The organism is Burkholderia sp. Ac-20365, assembly GCF_017104715.1.
Taxonomy (GTDB): Bacteria; Pseudomonadota; Gammaproteobacteria; order Burkholderiales; family Burkholderiaceae; genus Paraburkholderia.
In genome coordinates this window covers 98,593-114,979 of record NZ_JAAGPI010000003.1, presented here as the reverse complement: position 1 = coordinate 114,979, position 16,387 = coordinate 98,593, and the positions used below count along the sequence as shown (strand labels likewise).

11 protein-coding genes and 1 pseudogene are annotated in these 16,387 nt (G+C 60.9%); 4 read left to right on the top strand and 8 right to left on the bottom strand.

What is annotated here, in order from left to right; all coding sequences use genetic code 11:
- Positions 1–175 precede the first annotated feature (175 nt).
- The 3 genes from ptsP (at position 176) to G3O01_RS07000 (ending at position 7,329) form a co-directional block, all read left to right on the top strand.
- Positions 176–3,181, top strand: coding sequence for a phosphoenolpyruvate--protein phosphotransferase (gene ptsP / locus G3O01_RS07010; protein WP_241023738.1), 3,006 nt, complete (start codon positions 176–178; stop codon positions 3,179–3,181).
- A gap of 43 nt (positions 3,182–3,224) precedes the next feature.
- Complete coding sequence (gene ptsG / locus G3O01_RS07005; protein ID WP_205803817.1) at positions 3,225–5,003, top strand: PTS glucose transporter subunit IIBC; 1,779 nt, start codon at positions 3,225–3,227, stop codon at positions 5,001–5,003.
- Between the two features lie 718 nt (positions 5,004–5,721).
- Complete coding sequence (locus tag G3O01_RS07000) at positions 5,722–7,329, top strand: DUF3300 domain-containing protein (RefSeq protein ID WP_241023737.1); 1,608 nt, start codon at positions 5,722–5,724, stop codon at positions 7,327–7,329.
- Between the two features lie 181 nt (positions 7,330–7,510).
- On the opposite strand, the gene G3O01_RS06995 is transcribed toward G3O01_RS07000, so the two are convergent.
- Together G3O01_RS06995 and G3O01_RS06990 are read right to left on the bottom strand one after the other, a co-directional pair.
- Positions 7,511–7,753 (bottom strand): hypothetical protein, encoded by a 243-nt coding sequence (locus G3O01_RS06995; protein WP_205803816.1) that lies wholly within the window; start codon positions 7,751–7,753, stop codon positions 7,511–7,513.
- 382 nt (positions 7,754–8,135) lie between these two features.
- On the bottom strand, positions 8,136–8,540 hold the full coding sequence (locus tag G3O01_RS06990) for a hypothetical protein (RefSeq protein WP_205803815.1): 405 nt from the start codon (positions 8,538–8,540) through the stop codon (positions 8,136–8,138).
- Positions 8,541–8,776: 236 nt separating this feature from the next.
- Here G3O01_RS06990 and G3O01_RS06985 point away from each other — a divergent pair.
- A pseudogene (locus G3O01_RS06985) lies at positions 8,777–9,154 on the top strand (hypothetical protein); the annotation flags it as partial.
- A gap of 36 nt (positions 9,155–9,190) precedes the next feature.
- Here the strand turns inward: G3O01_RS06985 and G3O01_RS06980 are convergent.
- From G3O01_RS06980 to G3O01_RS45140, 6 genes are all read right to left on the bottom strand, one after another.
- On the bottom strand, positions 9,191–10,369 hold the full coding sequence (locus G3O01_RS06980; RefSeq protein WP_205803814.1) for a monovalent cation:proton antiporter-2 (CPA2) family protein: 1,179 nt from the start codon (positions 10,367–10,369) through the stop codon (positions 9,191–9,193).
- Positions 10,370–10,762: 393 nt separating this feature from the next.
- Positions 10,763–11,776, bottom strand: a complete 1,014-nt coding sequence (locus G3O01_RS06975) for a DUF2955 domain-containing protein (RefSeq protein WP_205803813.1) — start codon at positions 11,774–11,776, stop codon at positions 10,763–10,765.
- An 8-nt stretch (positions 11,777–11,784) separates the two neighbouring features.
- Positions 11,785–12,924, bottom strand: coding sequence for an HlyD family secretion protein (locus G3O01_RS06970; RefSeq protein WP_205803812.1), 1,140 nt, complete (start codon positions 12,922–12,924; stop codon positions 11,785–11,787).
- The gene (locus tag G3O01_RS06965) at positions 12,921–14,465 is read right to left on the bottom strand and encodes a TolC family protein (RefSeq protein WP_205804075.1); all 1,545 of its coding nucleotides are present in this window, start codon (positions 14,463–14,465) and stop codon (positions 12,921–12,923) included. The genes G3O01_RS06970 and G3O01_RS06965 overlap by 4 nt, the downstream gene beginning before the upstream one ends.
- Positions 14,466–14,509: 44 nt before the next feature.
- Complete coding sequence (locus G3O01_RS06960; RefSeq protein ID WP_205803811.1) at positions 14,510–15,619, bottom strand: AI-2E family transporter; 1,110 nt, start codon at positions 15,617–15,619, stop codon at positions 14,510–14,512.
- Between the two features lie 51 nt (positions 15,620–15,670).
- Positions 15,671–15,928 carry a hypothetical protein gene (locus tag G3O01_RS45140; RefSeq protein ID WP_241023736.1) on the bottom strand — a complete coding sequence of 86 codons (258 nt, stop codon included), beginning with the start codon at positions 15,926–15,928 and terminating at the stop codon, positions 15,671–15,673.
- Positions 15,929–16,387: the final 459 nt, after the last annotated feature.

The following is a 16,387-nucleotide window of genomic DNA, read 5'->3' as shown; positions in this document are numbered from 1 at the left end:
CGAATCGTCAAGTGGTTGCCTATGATTGAATTCAACGCTCGAATCCCTGACAGCCAAAACGTCAGGTGCATCGCTGGACGGCTTTGATCCGCATCGATGGTCCCAGAGCTTGTGCATTGGTTTGGCGCAGCTCAAATTGCTTCAGTCTCGCATCAATGGGAAAGGAGTCGCGCAGATGAATGCTCCCGAGAATGCGGTACTTATCGAGTTGATCGCACCACTCTCCGGCGTGCTGGTACCCATCGACTCGGTGCCGGACCCGGTTTTCGCGCAAAAGATGGTGGGCGACGGCATTTCGCTCGACCCGACGTCGAACGAACTGCTGGCCCCGGCGGCGGGTACTGTCGTCCTGCTTCACGCAGCTCATCACGCAGTCACGATCAAGACAGACAGCGGACTTGAAATCCTCCTGCACATCGGCATCGACACCGTCAGCCTCAAAGGCGAAGGCTTCACGCCACTCGTCGCTCAAGGCGACCGTGTCGCGGCCGGCCAGCCGATGATCCGCTTCGAAACCGATCTGGTCGCGCGCAAGGCGCGCAGCCTGCTCACCCAGATCACCGTCATCAACAGCGATCGGGTCCAACGTATGAAACCGCACACCGGCATCGTCGTGGCTGGCCGCAGCGTGTTGCTCGAAGTCGAACTCAAACAGCCTGGCACGGCGAGTTTCGGACTCGTCCAACTCCATGCGCCGCTCTCGGGCGTGATGGTGCCGCTCGAAACCGTTCCTGATCCCGTCTTCGCACAGAAGATGGTCGGTGACGGCGTGTCCATCGACCCGATCTCCACCGAGTTGCTCGCCCCGCTTTCCGGCAAGGTTACGCAATTGCACAGCGCCGGTCATGCTGTGACGATCACGGGAGACAACGGACTCGAAGTGCTGCTGCACATTGGGCTGGATACCGTATTGCTGCGCGGCGAAGGGTTCACCCCACTCGTCAGGGAAGGCGACAGCGTGGTCGCAGACCAGCCGCTCATCCGGTTCGATCCTGTGGTCGTCGGCGCCAAAGCGGCGAGCCTGCTAACCCAGATGGTGATCGCCAACGGCGATCTCGTGACCCGCTACGTGCCCGCAAAAGGGCTCGTCACAGCAGGTATCGATGCTGCACTCTCCGTCGAACTGGCGGGCGGCGCACTCAAGGAGGTGATCGTGGGCACGTCGCCGGTCTACTCCGACGAAGTCACGCTGCCCAATCCCGCTGGCCTGCATGCACGGCCCGCTGCCGTATTCGCCGCCGAGGCGAAGAAGTACACGTCGGATATCCGCCTGCTGCGCGGTAGCGACACGGCGAATGCCAAGTCAGTCGTGGCGATCATGGCGCTCGCGACAAAGTTCGGTGACAAGGTCCGCGTTCAGGCCACGGGCCCCGACGCGGGCGAAGCGATCAGCAAGCTCGCGCACCTGCTCGTCGACGGCTCGGGCGAGAAGCCTGGCGACGCGCCCGCAGCCGCGCCTGCTGCTCTCCCCGTTGTCGTCGAAGTGCGCGCGACACCCGCCGACGCCAATCAACTGACGGGCGTATCCGCCTCGCCCGGACTTGCAGTCGGCAAGATCGTGCAGTTCCGGCATGACGTCATCGACGTAAAAGAGACAGCCGAATCGCCACAGCGTGAACGGGCGCAACTGGAGTCCGCACGGCATGAGGCGCGTCAGCAGATCGAAGCGCTCAAGGCGAGGCTCACCGATCCGTCGAAGAAGCAGATCCTCGATGCCCACCTCGAACTGCTCGACGATCCCGATCTCAACGACCTCGCGATCGGCCGCATCAGCGAAGGCAAGAGCGCGGGATTCGCGTGGCGCGACGCTTTCCAGAAGCACGCGGCCACGCTCGAGAAGCTCGACAATCCGCTGTTGCGTGAACGCGCCGGCGATATCCGCGACGTCGGCAGGCGTGTGCTGGGGCTGCTTGCAGGCGTCAGGCAGACGCAGATCGAAGTACCTGCCGGGTCGATCCTCATTGCCGAAGAACTGTCGCCGTCAGATACCGCATCGCTGGATCGTAGCAAGGTGCGTGGCTTCTGCACGACGGCGGGCGGCGCCACCAGCCACGTGGCGATCCTCGCGCGCTCGCTTGCCATTCCCGCCATCTGCGGTATTGACGAAGCCGCATTGCAACTCGCCGATGGGACGCTCGTCGTACTCGACGGCTCGCATGGAAGCTTGAGATGCGATCCGGACGCCAAAGATCTCGAGAAGGCGCGGGAGCGCATCGAACGCCAGACGGCACGGCGCCAGGAGGAAAAGCTCGCCGCAGCCGCGCTCGCCGTGACGGCTGACGGCCACCGCGTCGAAGTCGTCGCGAACATCCGCAACGCCCAGGAAGCGCGCGATGCAGTCGCAGCGGGCGCCGAAGGCGTCGGACTGCTGCGCTCCGAATTTCTGTTCGATGATCGCGACACCGCGCCGACCGAAGACGAACAGGCGGCTGAATACTGCGCCGTAGCCGAGGCGCTCGGCCCGGAGCGCCCGCTGGTGATCCGCACGCTCGATGTTGGCGGCGACAAGCCGCTCTCCTACATGCCGTTACCCCGTGAAGACAACCCCTTCCTCGGGCTGCGCGGCGTGCGGGTGAGTCTCGACCGTCCCGACATCTTCCGCACGCAGTTACGCGCCATTCTGCGCACGGCCGCTATCGGCAACCTGCACGTGATGTTCCCGATGATCGCCACGATCGAGGAAGTACGCGCGGCGAAGAAGATGCTCTTCGAGGAAGCGGGCGATCGCGCGCACAGCGTCAAGGTCGGCGTCATGATCGAAGTGCCCGCTGCCGCGCTGATTGCTGGGCAGCTTGCGCGCGAAGTCGACTTCTTCTCGATCGGCACCAACGATCTGACGCAATACACGCTCGCGATGGACCGCGGGCATCCGAAGCTCGCAAGGCAAGCCGATGCGCTTCACCCGGCCGTGCTGCGGCTGATCGGCATGACGGTCGACGGCGCGCACGAGTACGGCAAATGGGTCGGCGTGTGCGGCGGGATTGCCTCGGATGCGATGGCCGTTCCTGTACTCGTGGGCCTCGGCATCGACGAGCTTTCAGTCAGCGTTCCTGCTGTTGGTTCAATCAAGGCCCAACTGGCGCGGTTGACCATGGACAACGCGCGCCAGCTAGCCACCGAAGTGCTACGTCTTGGCACGGCTGCAGAAGTCCGCGCCCGCCTCGCTCCCTTCGCCGAATAACCGGATCGACCGCAACCATCTTGCACATTACGGGAGGCCAGCCATGTTCAAGCATGCCTTCGGAGTCTTGCAGAAAGTCGGCAAGTCGTTGATGTTGCCGGTCGCGGTGCTCCCCGTTGCGGGCTTGTTGCTCGGCCTCGGCGCGACCGATTTCCATGGTTACGTGCCCGCCATCGTGCTCGCGTTGATGAAAAACTCAGGCGACGTGATCTTCGGGAACCTGCCGCTGATCTTCGCGATCGGCGTCGCGCTCGGATTCACCGAGAACGACGGCGTATCGGGCATTGCTGCAACGATCGGGTATCTCGTCATGACCGCGACGCTGGGCGTGATCGCCAAGGCGGAGGGCATCCAGCCGGACACGATCATGGGTATCCCATCTATCCAGACGGGCGTGTTCGGCGGCATCCTGGCGGGCGCTCTGGCTGCGTGGATGTTCAACCGCTACTACCGGATCTCGCTGCCGCCGTATCTCGGCTTTTTTGCCGGCAAGCGCTTCGTGCCCATCGTGACCGCGATCGGCGCGATCGTGCTTGGCGCACTGCTGTCCGTCGTGTGGCCTCCGATCGGCAGCGCGATCAAGGCTTTTTCGGAGTGGGCCGCGGTATCCGACCCGCGCACAGCAGCGACGGTCTACGGGTTCGTCGAGCGCCTGCTGATCCCCTTCGGACTTCACCATATCTGGAACGTGCCGTTCTTCTTCGAGATGGGCAGCTACCTGGACCCGACCACGGGCAAAGTTGTTCACGGCGACATTACCCGCTTCTTTGCAGGGGACCGCACCGCCGGCATTCTGGCGGGCGCGTTCCTGTTCAAGATGTTCGGGCTGCCGGCCGCGGCGATCGCAATCTGGCACTGCGCGAAACCCGAGAGGAAGGTTGCTGTCGGCGGCATGATGATCTCGGCCGCGCTGACCTCGTTCCTGACCGGCATCACCGAGCCGATCGAGTTTGCGTTTCTGTTCGTGGCCCCCGTCCTTTACCTCATTCATGCGTGTCTTGCGGCGACGGCGCAGTTCGTGGCCAACACTCTGGACATGCACATGGGATTCACCTTCTCGCAGGGCGCTATCGATTTCCTCGCGTTCAACCTGATCGGCAACAAGTCGACCCACGCATGGTATGTCTTCATTCTCGGCCCGATTTACGCAGTGATCTATTACGGCGTATTCCGCTTCGTGATCACGAGGTTCAACCTCAAGACACCGGGCCGCGAGGACGACGCCGTTGAAGCCGCCAGGATCAGCACGGCGGGCACGGGTGGCCGCTCGCGCGAACTCGTCCTCGCGTTTGGCGGCCGTTCCAACATCGAGAGCCTGGATGCCTGCATTACTCGCCTGCGTGTGTCCGTAAATGACCCGGCGCTCGTCGATGATGGCAAGCTCAAGGCGCTCGGGGCGGCGGGCGTCTTACGGGTAGGCAACGGTGTGCAGGCGATTTTTGGACCGCTGTCGGAGAACATGAAGACCGACATGCAGGAATACCTGAAGACGGCTGGCAGCGAAGCCGACCTCGCGCAGCAGGGCGAACCGGCCGTCGCGGCAACGACCGCTCCCACAGCCGCAACGGCCAGCCCGACGCAGAACCCGGCGCAGAAAGCGCGCGCGGAGAAGATTCGCGCGGCGCTCGGTGGCGCACCCAACGTCACGAAGCTCGAAGCGCTTGCGGCGACGCGCCTGCGCGTCGCGCTATCCGACGCATCCAGGCTCGACGCCGCCGCACTAAAGGCAGCCGGAGTTCCCGCAATGCAATCTCTTTCCAACGGAGAGTTCGATCTGATCGTCGGTCTCGGCGCAGAAAACCTTGCGGGTGCGATGCAATAGTATCGGCTGCGGACTTTCTGAACTCGCCTCGTGTGGCCCGCCGATGACGGGCTTGTTGTTCGTTGCATCGGCAAGCGTCGGCCGAACGCCGGCTTTGTGGCTATTCGCTGTCGTGGTCCTTGACCTTGCTCCACCCGGGCCCGGGATCAAACGACTTCGTCGCCTGCGCTTTTCGAAGGCCATGCGTCGGGAGCGGTCGCGGCAACGGCAACAGGCAGCCCATAGGGCATCGCGGCCACAACTATCAGCCCGAGGAGAGTCGGTGCCATCCAGTCAACATTGCCGTAATTTCGCCTGTAAAGACGCGTTAACGGAATCTGCGCTGATCCAGCTGTTGCTGATGATCGCACTCAAAGTATAGGAGGCAGAAGGCACCTTGCTGTTGGTGTCCGTGCTGTGTTTTAACGGAGTCAGTCACATTGGAAGCGTTCGGCGTTATTTTTCGTTTTTCGAAACATTACCTGTTTTGATTCACATCCTTCTCCTGTCGGCGTTTAATCATAGTATTGGCTTCAAACCCTACCGTGCACCTCCTGATGTACTGATTCGCCTGCGAGTACTAATCTGGACTTGCATCCGCCCAGCCATGACAACGCTATGCAGGCGATTCGGCTGGTATGCCTCGATTGTTGGCGCGCGCCGGTGTTTGCGTGTGCAAACGAACAGCTGTCCATGGCGGGATGTTGCCGCAATCTTTCTTCAGCGATTGGGGGCAATCATGATCAGGCAGATCGCGCGACGACTAAGCGTATGCATTGTCATCCTGATGGCGGGATGTCCCGCGAAGCAGCAGGACCAGCAATCGCAGACCCAGCCGGCTTCAGCACCGCCCCCGGCTTCGGTTGCAGCGGCTGCTTCGGTTGCAGCGGCTGCCTCTGTTGCGATCCCGGCGTCCGCGCCAGCCCCAGCGTCAGGCACTCAGCCCGCCGCCACAGCCACGCAATTTGCGCCACAGGAAATCGAAGCGCTGGTTGCTCCGATCGCGCTCTATCCCGATTCGCTCCTGTCTCAGGTCCTGATGGCGTCGACGTACCCGCTCGAAATCGTGCACGCTGCCCGCTGGGTGAAAACACACCGGGACCTGAAGGGCGACGCTGCAGTGAGCGCAGTACAGGATCAGCCGTGGGACGTCAGCGTCAAGTCGCTGGTGGCGTTCCCCCAGGTTCTCGAACCCATGAATGACAAGCTGGACTGGACCCAGAGACTCGGCGACGCGTTCCTCGCCAATCAGAAGGATGTGCTCGACGCGGTGCAGCGATTGAGGCTCCGCGCCCAGCAAGCTGGAAACCTCGCGTCGAACCCACAACAAAAGGTGATTCTCGATGCGCCTGCTGCCGTGGGTCAAGGCGGCCAGCAGGCCCAGGGAACCGGCGCGGCCCAGGCGCCGCAGACCATCGTACGTATCGAATCAACCAATCCCCAGGTCGTCTACGTGCCTTCATACAACCCCACAGTAGTCTATGGCGGCTGGAGCGCCCCCGCCTACCCGCCAACCTACTGGCCGCCTTATCCGGCCTACTACCCCGGAGCCGCGCTTGCGACCGGGTTCGCATGGGGTCTCGGAATCGCAGCCGCAGGCGCTATCTTCAGCAATTGCGACTGGAACAACAACGACGTCAATGTCAACGTCAACAAGGCCGCAAATATCGACCGCAATTTCGACCGTACCAAAGTCGAGGGCGGCAAATGGCAGCACGATGCAGGGCATCGCCAGGGTGTTGCCTACCGCGACAACGCCACGCGCGACAAGTACTCCCGAGGCGTACAGGGTGCCGACGCGCGGCGCGACTATCGCGGACGCGCGGAGGCAGGGGCCGAACGTCCGGGTGCGGCCAATCAGGTGCGCGGCGGCCAGCAAGGCGCCGGAAACCGCACTGGACGCGCCAGCAATGCGGTTGCCGCCAATCGGGCAGGCGGAACGAATACGCCAGGTGCAAGCAATCGGACTAACGCGGCCAGACGCGAGGGCGCAACAGCCAATAGACCCCAGACGGCAAATCGCAACGCCACGACCGGCAACCGTTCACAGACGGCAAATCGCAACGCCGAAGCCGGCAACCGTGCACAGATATCGAATCGGAGTGCTTCAGCAAACAATCGCGCCCAAACGCCGACGCGCGCCGGTGCGACAACGGGATCGGCAGGCTATCGAAACAATGGCTATTCGGGTAGCGGACGCGACACAGCTTTCCAGGGCGTGGGCGCAGGCGGGGCGTCGCAGCGTGACTTTGATCGTGGCCGGTCAAGCGTCCAGTCCTCGAATTTTAATCGCTCAGGCGGCGCAGCACGGGGTGGCGGAGGCGCTCGGGGCGGCGGCCGGCGCTAAGCGAACCATCGTGTGAAGTACAGGTGTTTGCGAGGATGACTCGGCAGCAGGTTATGACTGTCTACGGCTCAGTTTGAACAGGGTTATGACCAGGCGTCAGCACACCGCCTCTACGACCACGAAACTCGCTGTAATAGCGACACGAGAGAACCGGCAATCTTCGTTGTTCCTGACTGGCGGCTCAGTTGCCCACATCCTTGCTTGTCCCGCCGTCCGGAACCGTTTTGACATAGATCACCCGTTTAGTTTTTTGAGCGAGCAACCCGTTCATGTGATCGGAAAGCGACGAGCCCGTGCCTCCGTCCGGTGCATACCCGTTGATCGCAGCGGACACGTCCGTCGCCTGTGGTGACGGTTCCCGTGGCGCACCGATAAGGAAACCAGTCGACGTCAGAAAAATCACCGCACACAATATAAATTCCATGACATTGCCTTAGCGTTGTTGGTGGGCGGGGCGGCAATCGCGCCGGCATTTACTTTCTCCTGCACGACTATCTGAAACGCTACAGCTTCAAGCAATATTCTGCCTTCGCAGGTCAGCCAACTCTTTAGTAAGTTTAGCCACTACGCGACTGTGAAGAAGCGACTTCGGCAGAAAGGCAAAATCCTCTCATGAGGTTCATTTTTTATCGCGCATTCTCTATAGCCATGGAGAATCGATGTTCTCGCTATTGGAGACGACGGCATCTATGGTAGGGATTACGTTGCCTCTTCGCCTGCATCATGCAGTAAGCCGATTTTTTGGGCCGATTGTCTACCTTCGCCAACATTGCGCACGAATAGTGAGAGTGATTCGCAAACGTCTTTTAGCGGCGCTGCAACGTCCAGTCCTTTTCGCCCGTGCCACAAAAAGCGGGATGAAGATTCATCGATTGCCCTTTTGCCGATAGGACAACCGTTACCCGGCGACATGTCCTGCTCCCCTCATGACGCGTGCTTTCCGGCGTCATTGTTGCATCGATCTTCACGCTATTTCCCGTGCCGTGATTTGTCCACTGCGTTGCCTCACCGTCGCTCTTTGTGTTGAGCACATTGGTGAGCGCGACTTTGATCGCGTCAATGTCATTCTTCTTGATATATGACATTGGCGTGTCGTTGAGGAAGTTCAGGTTGCTCGCTTGCGCGGCACCCGTGCTGGTCAATAGCAGAGACGCTGCGATCGCGTGAGCCCAAAGCACCGGCCGTACATACACAAATCTTTGGAATGACATGACGATCTCCTTCTGCCGACAGTTTTCGCCCATTTCGCTTTCGTCTGAACAGCGAGCGATCACGCAAGCGCTGTTTCGACACGCACCCATAGACGCACCGATTCAAGCAGGCCATCGACGCCCAGCCACAATATCTGAACGCCGATGCAAAAGAGCACAAATGCAAATAGACGCATGGCGATTTCGGTGCCAACCGGCCCCAGCAGCCTTTCGATGTTCGCGGCAAAGCGTACGCCTACGACGGACTGTGCTACAACGTCACGCGCCTCAAGGAACTGCTGGGAGAAAGCGTCGACCGCCTGCATTTCGATGAAGCGTGGTATGGCTATGCACGCTTCAATCCGCTCTACAAGGACCGGTTTGCGATGCACGGCGACCCCGCCGATCATGACGCCTCGAAGCCGATCAAGGTATCGATCCTGACACCGGGTGTGGCGCCGCAAGGCGGATTGATGTCGGTCGGCATCCCGGCGTGTATCGTCACGGCGTATCTCGCGCGCGATGGCATCGTCGTCGAAAAGACAACTGGACTTTACGATCCTGCTGCTTTTTCCATTGGCATTACCAAAGGCAAATGGGGCACGCTCGTCAATACGCTGCTCGACTTCAAAAAGGCGAGCCACACAGCACGACACAACTTATCCGTCGGCTCACTCTTGTCCCAGCTCACTGCCGGTAAATGGACGCAGAAAGCGACGGTGCACAAGTAACAATAAAGGTGTCGAGACCATGGAGAGCGCGACGACCAGCGTGACAAGCGACGCCTGGCGCTGATCGATGACACCCGCTGCGAGAGACGCAGCCATCACCACAAAAGCGAACTCGCCACCTTGCGAGAGCAGGATGGCAAAGTAGCCACGTTGCGATTCCGGCACCTCAAACCGATCCGCGAGCAACCACTGCGCAACCGCCTTGATACCGACGAGAGTCAGGACGAGTATCGAAACACGTACTGGCTCTCGCATCAACACACCAAAATCGATAGTCATGCCTACTGCAATGAAAAACAAACCTAGCAGCAAACCTTTGAAGGGCGCCATGTCGACTTCGATCTGATGCCGGTAGTCCGAATCCGCGAGGAGTACGCCTGCCAGGAATGCGCCCAAAGACATCGACAGATGCACACTCTCCATCAGCAATGCGATTCCTACGATCCAGAGCAGCGCGAACGCCGTGAATATCTCAGGAACACGAATACTGGTGATCATGCGCAGTATGACGTGCAACAGATATCGGCCAACGAGCATCACCACAGCAAGCATGGCAAGTGCCTTCAGAGCTACAAGCCACCCCGGTTCCGCTACAGGGTCAGGTATAGCCGGTCCAAGCAACGGCAGGAGTGCAATCAACGGGATGGCTGCGAGATCCTGGAACAGGAGAATGCCAAACGCGGCGCGCCCCGTCGGCCTGTCCATCAACTTCCGGTCCTGAAGCTCGGAGATGACCATCGCCGTCGATGACAGCGAAAGCGCAAGGCCACCCGCCAGTGCGATACGCCACGGCAAGCCCAACAGCAGGAAAACGCCCAGCAACACCACGGCACAGACCGTCATCTGCATTGCGCCGTAACCAAATATGGTCCGCCGCATCTTCCATAGCGCATCGATCCGCATCTCGAGCCCGATCACGAACATCATAAGCACGATGCCCAACTCAGAAAAATGGAGGATCGCGTCGATATCGGTTACCAGCTTGAGCCCCCAGGGGCCGATCATGACACCCGCCACCAGATAACCGAGCACGGCCCCAAACCCAAGTCGAACCGAAAGGGGTACCGCGATCAGAGCCGACACAAGAAATATGACCACATCGATCAGCAGCTTAGTCATGCACGCCTCAGCGGGACGTCGACAGGCTTCGAACTAATCAGGACGGTCTGGCACGGGCTTCTGTTGCGCTTCAAGAGAAACGATCCGATCGCCTATGTCATCGCTCAACTCTGGTTGAGATCAACCAACTCGCCCCGTGGCCTGATCGTTATCACATGGTGCGCATGTGAAGGTAGATCTGATTTTATTCATTACGTGGCCTGGATGAAATTGGACCTTGGTCCAATCACCAGATAGCGAACACGTACTGCCACCCGCGTGGAAAGCAATGATATAAATGCTCCTGAAAACACGTATCCAGCGAATGTCGGACCCCGTCCACGACACGTCCAGGCGCTCCGGACAGATACTCACGGCAAGCCTGACTCCGGCGGGGCAGGAGCACGCATGGTGTCATCGCGTGCGATCGTAGTGGTCGAAAAGCTGAAGCATCAGGCAGGCATAGATCGTCACCGCAAGGAAGAGTCCCATGCGCACGGCAAATGCGGTGTAGACGTCCTTGCCCGCCACGCTATCCTGGACCGACTGGCCGAGCAGGATGATCATCGTCACGAGGCCATTCAGCCAGAAGCCCGGCGAGTAACGCGTCGGGCTCACGCGATAGAGTTTGCGCCCCACCAGCAGACCGAACAGCAGCATCCACAGGAAGAACATCCACACGTGCACAAAGAGTCTGAGTGCAAACCAGAACGCGATGGCGAGCAGACCGCCCAGCAACGTAGATCCGATGAGTTCGCGTGCGGCGCCGCGCGCCGTCGTGGTGCAGCTCTGTCTGCCCAGACTGACGGACTTCATGATGATCGGCATGTAGCTCGCCGGGTCGGTCATCGCGAGCAGATAGGCGGGTATAACCACAAGCACGGCCCGCAGTGCGACACGTACGGCCAGTTCGTTCGGCAAGGCCTTCCGGGCAGGCGGTGGCTGCACACTCGCGGGTTCGGGGAAAATCCCATGAACAAGGAGCGTCATCAGCACCGCGAGCAGAAGCCCTTTTACGAGCGCGCCGACCACCGTCACAGCCAGCTGGAAGTCAGTCGTGCCTGCGGCGGAGATCATCGTCAGTCCAGCCACCAGAAACGTTGCGACCAGATTGTTCCCGCCGCGCAGTCCATAGCGAAATGCGAGAAACAGCATCAGCCCAATGATCAGCACCCCTGCGAGCGCATAGTGCCGAAGCAGCGGGACAAGCAGCAGGCCGCTGCCTGTGGTCAACGCGACTACCAGCGCGAGCGCCAAGCCCGCCCTGAGCGAAGGTGGCCGCGTCTGCGTGGCGAGCAGAAAAACGGCGAACACGGGTGCAACCACGGGAATGGGGAAATCCAATGCGAAACTGATCGCGAGGCAAAGTGCCGTCCCCGTTGCAACGCGCAGCGTACGGCGACCGGGAACGTCGAGCCTGTTTTCCATGGGTGTCGCTAATAGAGGTATGAGACCCAGCTCATCACGCGCAGGAACACGCGCCCAAGTGGATTGAGCGGATTGCCCTGACCCGGAAACGCCATCACTTCAGCTTGCCCGCCGACCCGAAGGTTGTGCAGGCGCACGCGCTCATCCCGATCGAATTCGACGATCACCGGAAAGCGTTGCGCCGGACGCAGCCAGTCGCGGCTGTTCTGCACGGTGGGCAGACTGCCGGGCGGCGTGCTTTGTCCCACGCTCACGCCATAGCCGATACTGCGGATCTTGCCGTTGAAAACTTCGCCGGGAAGTGCGTCCAGCGCAATCTCTACAGGGGTTCCAGGCTGCAGGTGACCCAGATTGTTCTCGGTCATATCCGCGCTCACCCAGACGTCGCGAATCGCAATCAGAGTCATCACCGCACCGCCTGCTGCCGCGAACTGGCCGACCTCGGCACGCAGATCGGTAACGACGCCGCCGGAGCGAGCCGTGATCCGTGTATGCGCCAGATCGAGCTCGGCCTTTTGCACAGCCGCGGCGGCACTGCGCAACTGCGCATTCTCCGTGTCGAGACCGCCCTGCTGTTCACGTGCACGTTGTACCTCGGCACGCGCGGCGGCAACCTGGCTTTGGGCCTGCTCGTGCGTCGCCCGCGCTACCTCGAGGCGCCGAAGGGAGACCGTGCCTTCGTCTTCCCGATACAGCCGTTCGAGACGCTCGCTATCCTGCCGCGCCTTGACCTCGTTGGCGATTGCGGCGCGCAGCGAAGCGAGCGCCGAGTCGATGCCAGCCGTACTCGCACCTACCTGACGGCGCATGGTATCGAGATCGGCCCGCGCGCGATCGGCGGCAATGCGGTATTGCTCGCTGTCGATTTCGAACAGCACGTCACCCGCGTTGACTTCCTCATTGTTGTGCACGAAAACCCGCGTCACCCGCCCCGATACTTCCGCCGCGACGGGCACGACATAGGCCTGCACGCGCGCCTGTTGCGTATAAGGCGTGAAGCGATCGGCGAGCAGATACCAGACCAGACTCACAGCGATCAGGCCGATCACGCACTTCACGGCCATGCCCGATTGATCGGTGGCGGGCGCCGCCGATGGTGCCCCTGACGGCTCTTGCGTCTTGCTGGAAGGCTCGCGCGCGTCGCTCATCGGGATGAACCTGCGGACGGAGTGGCGGCAGCCGACGGCGCGCCCGGTTCGTTCAGCAGGTCTCCCCAGTTGGTGCGTTCCTGCATCTGTGCACGGACCTCGGGATCGACAAGCGGCTGATCCGAGTACCAGCCTCCGCCGAGCGCCTTGTACAGCGCGATCAGACTGCCCACGGCATTGCTGCGATTGACGACGTAGGCGTCCTGCTGGGCGAACAGCGCGCGCTGCGCGTCGAGCACGCGCTGGAAGTCCGAATAGCCTTCGCGATAGATCGTATTCGCGAGCGTGAGCGAGCGGCGCGCCGCCCCTTGTGCATCGTTGAGAATAGTGTCCCGCTGCAATGCGGCGATCAGGGCCGTCGCGGCATCGTCGGCCTCGCGCGCCGCTTCGCGCACCGTGTCCTGATAGGCGAGCGTCAGCTGTTGCAGCCGTGCGTCCTGCACCCGCACGTTATTGACGATCCTGCCGTGATCGAACACGTTCCACGTGACGCTCGGGCCTGCTATAACCGCCAGCGTGTTCGGTGAGCCGGTGAGCGAACTGGCGCTCCATACGAGTGAGCCCACCAGCGACACCGACGGATAGAGATCGGCCTTTGCCACGCCGATGAGCGCCGACTGCGCGGCCATCTGATACTCGGCAGACCGCACGTCGGGGCGACGCAACAGGAGATCGGCCGGGACGTCCTGCAGTACGGCATGACTTACCAGCGGCACCACACCTTGCTTGCCGGACTGCACGTCGAGTTCCGGCAACGGGCCGGGCGGCCGCCCCAACAGCACTGACAGCGCATGACGCGCGAGCACGGCCTGGCTCTCGAGACTGGGAATGCTGCTCACCGTACCCAGATATTGCGTCTTGGCCTGCTGCAGATCCAGTTCGTCGCTTTCCCCGCTCTTGAAAAGCTTTTGCGCGATCTCGTAGCTGCGCTTTTGCAACTGCGCATTCTCACGCGCAATATGCAGCCGTGCTTCGGCGGTGCGCAGCGTGAAATACGTATCGGCGACCTGCGCATGCAACAGCACCAGCGCGGCATCGCGGTTGGCTTGCGCAGCAAAGAACGCGGCGTCGGCTGACTCGATGGCGCGGCTGAAACGCCCCCAGAAATCGAGTTCCCATCCGATGCTGAATCCCGCGCCGTACTGGAAGTAGCCGCCCGAGCGCGTGTTAAATCCGTCCGAGCGCTTGCGCGCCGAGTAAAGCACATCGCCGCTGACCTGCTGCACCTGCGGATAGCGGCCCGCGAGCGCGATGCCGAGTTGCGCGCGGGCTTCGATTACGCGCAGGCCGGCAATTTCAAGGTTGCCGTTGTTTGCGTCGGCTTCAGCAATCAGACGTTCCAGGTTCGCGTCGTCGAATATTTGCCACCACTGCCGTAAATCGGGCTGCGTCGCCTGCTGCGTGACCTGCTCGACCGACGTGCTGCTCCAGTGTTCGCTCCAGCTCTCGTGCTGCGGGTGAAAGTCCGGTCCCACGCGCATGCAACCGTTCAGAGCCCCGGCGAGGCTCCCGATGAGGCACCCGGCGCGAAGTGCCACCATCCCCGATGCGCGCGTGCTAAGCGGCATGGCAAGCTCCCGGCGGCTCACGGCTGCTGCTGGCGCTGACACTGCTGAGGTTCCGGTTCCGGTTGATCTCTTACCCATCGCCAGAACAGCTGGTACCCGACCGCGAGCATCACAGGACCGATAAAAAGGCCAATCACGCCTCCCGTCACCATGCCTCCGAGCGCGCCGATCAGTACCACAGGCATCGGTACGGCGACACCGCGTCCGAGCAACAACGGCTTCAGGACGTTATCGGCAAGACCCGCGACGAAAACATAGACCGAGAAGATTATCGTCGCCGTGTTTGCGCCTTCCGTAACGATCACGAAGATGATGACGGGAATGGTGATCAATGTTGCCGGCAACTGCATGATGCCGATCAGCAGCACGGCCAGCGCAAGCAGCCCTGCACCTGGAATGCCCTTGACGATGAACGCCACGCCGATCAACAGCATCTGGATGAACGCAATCCCAACCACGCCCTGGGCGACTGCACGTACCGTCGAAGTGCACAGGTCCGTAATCTGCGAACCGTTCTCAGGCCCGGAGATACGCGAAGCGATCAGCACGGCGCTGTTGTGCCCTTTCTCGCCATGCGCCATGAAAATGCCTGCGACGATCAGCGCGACGAAGAAGATCAGCAGGCCCGCTCCCAGACCCGTGACCGTGCCGAGCAAGGCGAGGCCCGCGCCCTTGAGCTGCGGTGCGAATCGCTGGGCGAGACCCGTCAGATCGGTCGATGCCTGTGCCCAGAAGTCATACACGCGTTGACCGACAACGGGCCAGCTGGAGACCGATTCGGCTGGCGGCGGAATGCGGAAGCTGCCGCTCTTGAATATCGACATCGCGTGCTCGATCGACTCGGCTACGGCGACGCCCAGCAGATAGGTCGGTACGAGAATGACACCGAATGCCACGACGATGATCAACGTGGCGATCAATCCATTCTTGTTGGTGAACCGGCGCGCGAGCCGCGCCTGAAGCGGATACAGCGTGATAGCGAGGATCAGCGCCCACACCATCAGATTAAGGAACGGGACAAAAATGCGGAAACAGAATACGGCAAGGACAGCGACCAAACCGGCGCGGATCAAAACGTCGAGCAACTCTCTGGACCACAGCTTCTGGGTAGTCGGCGTTGGTAGCATCGGTCTTCTCCTCGCGGTTAGCCGCGCGAGCAGCTTCCAGCAATCGCAACATCAATACTTGATGTCGCGGGCCGTTTGTCGTCCGTGTTGCTTGCTGTGCCGTTTATCCTGCCGGCATTGGGAATTACTTTTCTGATCCGTGGCGCGACATTCCTGTTTCGTATGTCGCGCGCCCTGACGAGTGTCCTGTCGCACATCACGTCCGGCGCGACGCTGTTGCGCCTGCTCTGTTGCCCAGCATGGATCCGGAGAAGTCCACAGAAACGTCACAGCGATCGAAGCGGCAAGCCAATGGGTCCACTCAGGCATGGTGACATCTCCCCTGGATGTGTCCGGGAACCTGCTTTCCTCCACATGACTTGCCGCGGTCGAAGCCTCCCGGACAAGCACCCGCACGCTCAATGATCTGAGCTTTGAGAACTTTTGCGTATCAGACTTCAACGCTTAAAGCATAGTTGCGGAGGAAAACGGTTCAAGCACTTCAACGGCCAGATTCTCAGCCTATACAATCCTGGAGAATTGTTGTATTGGACTTTGATCCAATAACAAACAGGGCGCCGTTGATGTGTCTGCAGCATGGACGGCAACGAACAATGTGTGAGCGCCATCCCGGCGATCTCTTCACGATGCACCATGTCGGAAACCCTGATTCCGCCCGTGGCTGCCGAGGGCGCCGCGCGATAGCAGACCGGATCATCGCGCACGTTGAAAACCAGGCCGATGATATACGCACTGCTTTACATATTAAAGCCGACTACGCCCATTTCC

What these genes read in the sequence shown, in the direction of transcription:
- ptsP (WP_241023738.1), top strand. Translation starts at nt 176, where the DNA reads ATGAATGCTCCCGAGAATGCGGTACTTATCGAGTTGATCGCACCACTC.
- ptsG (WP_205803817.1), top strand. Translation starts at nt 3,225, where the DNA reads ATGTTCAAGCATGCCTTCGGAGTCTTGCAGAAAGTCGGCAAGTCGTTG.
- G3O01_RS07000 (WP_241023737.1), top strand. Translation starts at nt 5,722, where the DNA reads ATGATCAGGCAGATCGCGCGACGACTAAGCGTATGCATTGTCATCCTG.
- G3O01_RS06995 (WP_205803816.1), bottom strand. Translation starts at nt 7,753, where the DNA reads ATGGAATTTATATTGTGTGCGGTGATTTTTCTGACGTCGACTGGTTTC.
- G3O01_RS06990 (WP_205803815.1), bottom strand. Translation starts at nt 8,540, where the DNA reads ATGTCATTCCAAAGATTTGTGTATGTACGGCCGGTGCTTTGGGCTCAC.
- G3O01_RS06980 (WP_205803814.1), bottom strand. Translation starts at nt 10,369, where the DNA reads ATGACTAAGCTGCTGATCGATGTGGTCATATTTCTTGTGTCGGCTCTG.
- G3O01_RS06975 (WP_205803813.1), bottom strand. Translation starts at nt 11,776, where the DNA reads ATGGAAAACAGGCTCGACGTTCCCGGTCGCCGTACGCTGCGCGTTGCA.
- G3O01_RS06970 (WP_205803812.1), bottom strand. Translation starts at nt 12,924, where the DNA reads ATGAGCGACGCGCGCGAGCCTTCCAGCAAGACGCAAGAGCCGTCAGGG.
- G3O01_RS06965 (WP_205804075.1), bottom strand. Translation starts at nt 14,465, where the DNA reads ATGGTGGCACTTCGCGCCGGGTGCCTCATCGGGAGCCTCGCCGGGGCT.
- G3O01_RS06960 (WP_205803811.1), bottom strand. Translation starts at nt 15,619, where the DNA reads ATGCTACCAACGCCGACTACCCAGAAGCTGTGGTCCAGAGAGTTGCTC.
- G3O01_RS45140 (WP_241023736.1), bottom strand. Translation starts at nt 15,928, where the DNA reads ATGCCTGAGTGGACCCATTGGCTTGCCGCTTCGATCGCTGTGACGTTT.